Genomic DNA, 3,632 nt, shown 5'->3' with positions numbered 1-3,632 from the left:
TTTTTTAAGTAGATGCTGTATGTACAAGGGGAGTAAGTAGAGATGATGTTTATCGGCATTGATATTAGTAAAGAGAAGATTGATTTATCGTGGTTGAGAGACCAGCTTACAAACAAAATTAAAACAAAAGTCTTTAAAAACAAGCATCAAGACTTTTTAGCAATAGAAAAATGGCTTTTAAATACAACTAAAAGCGCTGCTAATGAGCTCGTTATCACCCTCGAACCAACGGGTGTTTATCATGAAGCACTGATGTATTTTTTACACGAGCAAGGCTTTAATATTATTTTAGCGAATCCCGGTAAAGCTAAAAAGTATGCAGACGCTTTAAACATAATTCATAAAACAGACAAATCTGATGCAACGATGCTTGCTCATTACGGCTGTGCTAAGCACGCAGTCGTTAGTTATTGGCAACCTGATGCATTAGAAGTTAGAGAGCTTAAAGCCCTTATCCGTCGTTTAGATGCGCTTGAGAGTAACCGACAACGAGAAGCTAACCGATTAGAAGCAAGTGAATTCAGCAACGTTTCAGCACGTGTTTGCCAATCGATAAAAGTGACAATCGCGTTTTTAGATGATGAAATTAAACAGCTTAAATCTGACATTGATAACCACATAGATAATGAACCTGATTTAAAAAGAAACAGGAAACTACTTGAGTCTATCCCTGGCATAGGGCCCGTATTATCGAGAGAGCTGACGTATTTGTTTGCGGCTAAAAAATTTAATAAAGCCAAAGAAGCGGCAGCTTATTGTGGATTAATCCCACGGCATAATGAATCGGGTAAATTAAAAGGGCGAACATCAATCAGTAAACTTGGGCCAGCCAGAATTCGATGCAAACTTTATATGGCGGCCATTGTTGCAGGGCAATGGAATAAAACAATAAAGAGACACAAGTTAACGTTAATAAACAATGGTAAAACACCGATGCAAGCTGTGTGTGCAAATATGCGAAAGCTCATTCATATATGTTTTGGTGTAATAAAAAACCAAGAAGCGTTTAAGCTCCAAGAAAGTTAAATACGACCTTGAAGCTTAAAATGAGAGATGGTATCTACAGGTGTTTAGCTTGGCCTTATTTAAAAGCCAAAGCGCGATATAAAATCGCACCTACGATTTTGATGAGAGCGGTGTTTAAATTATTGTAGGTGAGGTTTTATACCTCGCTTATAAATGGATTGTTTTTACCATTGAAAAATGAATTATTGTTCTGTTTAACGCTTAAAAGTAATGAGGCAATTAACTCTTCTATTCGCCTCATTGCATGAGGCAAATAAATAACATAGACTGAAGCTAATTACCTTTAGGACTAAAGACTATGTGGATATGGCAACAGCAAAACTGGCCAAACTTTACGTGGGATGCTGCAGCGCTTGCTCCTTTACTAAGGGATCTTTCATATAATCAAGGTTTATTAGTAGGGCGTATGGGCGTGCAAAGTGCTCAACAAAAGCAGCAAGCCCTTGATACTTTACTTGCAAATATTATTCACTCCAGTGCGATTGAGGGTGAAAAGCTTAATGCATTTTCGGTTCGCTCTTCTCTTGCTAAAAAGCTCAATATTAATGAGCAACCTTACCCAACAACAGTGCAAAGCGATAATCTTGCAGAGATTATGCTTGATGCAATAAATAACACGGATTCACCGCTTAATTTAGAACGAGTGCTTAATTGGCATCGCTTATTGTTTGCAGGTGAGCAAAGCTTATTTACTAAAATTGAGGGCGGGCAATTGCGTGGTGACGAGCCAATGCAAGTGGTGTCGGGGCGTTTAGATAAACCGGTATTACATTTTACAGCGCCTCCAAAAGAGTTAGTAAATAAAGAGCTGTCGCTATTTTTTAACTGGTTTAACAAAACGCAAAACGATCCTCAAATAGACCCTTTTATTCGGGCTGCTATCGCACACTTATGGTTTGTAACAATACATCCACTTGAGGATGGTAATGGGCGTATTACACGCCTTATAACCGACCAGGCATTAGCGCAAGAACATGCTGAGTCAATTCGATTTTACGCTATGTCGGTGGCTATTTTAGAAGACAGAAAAAGCTACTACGAGGTGCTTGAAGCCACTCAACGTGGAGATCTTTGTATTACAAAGTGGGTTAAATGGTTTTTATGTACGCTTAATAATGCGATACACCATACGCTTAATAATATTGAGCAAACAATTTTTAAAACCAATTACTGGGCAAGTAAAGATCAAACAAAGTTAAGTGAGCAGCAAGTAAAAGTGCTTAATAAGTTACTTGATGGCCAATTTGAACAGGGTATTAGTGCGAGTCAGTATCAAAAGGTAGCTAAGGTTAGCCGTGCAACCGCAACACGCCATTTATCGGACTTGCAAACGCTTGGGTTTTTAACAAAAACCGCCGCAGGTGGGCGTAGTACACGTTACAAAATTGCCTAATGAGGCAATTACTCATATTATTCGACTCATTACGTGAGGCGAATAGGTGTTTTAAATTGTTACAGGTGAGGTTTTATACCTCGCGGGTGTTTTTATAAAGCCAAAGCGCGATGTAAAATCGCACCTACCATTTAAAAGCTTCGCTTTTCGCGCGAGCAAGCTGGGCGCCTACTGTTGTTTAGGCGGGCTTTGTAGCGTTGATTGGGAGTTATGAGCCTGAATTACTAGAGGGCAAAGCGCGAGGTAAAATCGCACCTACGGGTTTGTTCAGTGCAGTGGTTTAATTGTTGTAGGTGAGGTTTTATACCTCGCGGGTGTTTTTATAAAGCCAAAGCGCGAGATAAACTCACGCCTACAATTTTAAATACTGTGCAACCTCTTATCCCAACCGCGTTACTTTCACTTTTATTTTACCTGCATTAGCGCCATAAAAGCGGCTTAGGTCGTTTGCAAATGGACAAAACTCGCCTGATTTATCTATTTTAATGTCGGCGCCGTTAGCTATTTCAAAAAGGTGGTCGTCGTTTTTATTAATAGCACCAATGAGTGAAAACCATTGTGCGCGAGGAAATCGTCTAAATGGTTCGAGTACGGCCATTGGGATTTCTTTTACGCCAAGTTGTACGTTGTCGCGGTTCCAGCCTAATGGCGTGCACTTTATGCCATCGTCAAACCAATATTGATTTGGGTATGGGGTAAAGCGGTACGTAGCGCCTTGCTCTAGCATGAGGCCTGTTGCGTTGTATTGCTCAGAGGCAAATACCATTACATCTTGGCTTTGGTTAATGCTCAGCACACTCATGTTTTGATTAGCCAGTTCTATATGTTGGCTTAAACCAATAAAGCTAAGTGTGGTGTTGTCGTTATAGCTAATTTTGTAATGCAGTTTTTTAAGCGATTCTGGGCGGTAACTAGTTAGCTTATTAATACGTTCGGCTACGCTGTAGTGTACTAAGGGCTCAAGGTTGCTAGCTTCGTCATCAATTAATACATAGCACTGCCTATCTACTAATTTAAAAAATGGGTTAAACCAAAAGTAATTTTGTTGATGACTTAATGCGAGCGGATCGGGCGTTACGGTTACGTCATCTTGTGCTACTAAGTTGCTATCGGGGAGTAGGGTTTCGTAATCTATATCGTGGCTAGTGAGTAACGATATATTAAGTGGTTGTTCTATTAACCACTCAAGTGCATAGCGCAAGCTAATATCGGC

2 protein-coding genes and 1 pseudogene are annotated in these 3,632 nt (G+C 39.9%); 2 read left to right on the top strand and 1 reads right to left on the bottom strand.

The genetic code is table 11. The features are described from left to right. Positions 1 to 42 precede the first annotated feature (42 nt). Positions 43 to 1,026, top strand: a complete 984-nt coding sequence (locus tag L654_RS0115680) for an IS110 family transposase (protein WP_024599096.1) — start codon at positions 43 to 45, stop codon at positions 1,024 to 1,026. Positions 1,027 to 1,324: 298 nt separating this feature from the next. Then, positions 1,325 to 2,419 (top strand): Fic family protein, encoded by a 1,095-nt coding sequence (locus tag L654_RS0115675; protein WP_024608396.1) that lies wholly within the window; start codon positions 1,325 to 1,327, stop codon positions 2,417 to 2,419. Between the two features lie 379 nt (positions 2,420 to 2,798). Here the strand turns inward: L654_RS0115675 and L654_RS0115670 are convergent. Beyond that, a pseudogene (locus L654_RS0115670) lies at positions 2,799 to 3,632 on the bottom strand (DUF2235 domain-containing protein); the annotation flags it as partial.

Source organism: Pseudoalteromonas sp. TAB23 (assembly GCF_000498075.1).
GTDB lineage: Bacteria > Pseudomonadota > Gammaproteobacteria > Enterobacterales > Alteromonadaceae > Pseudoalteromonas > Pseudoalteromonas arctica.
This window is presented reverse-complemented; position numbering and strand designations above follow the sequence as displayed.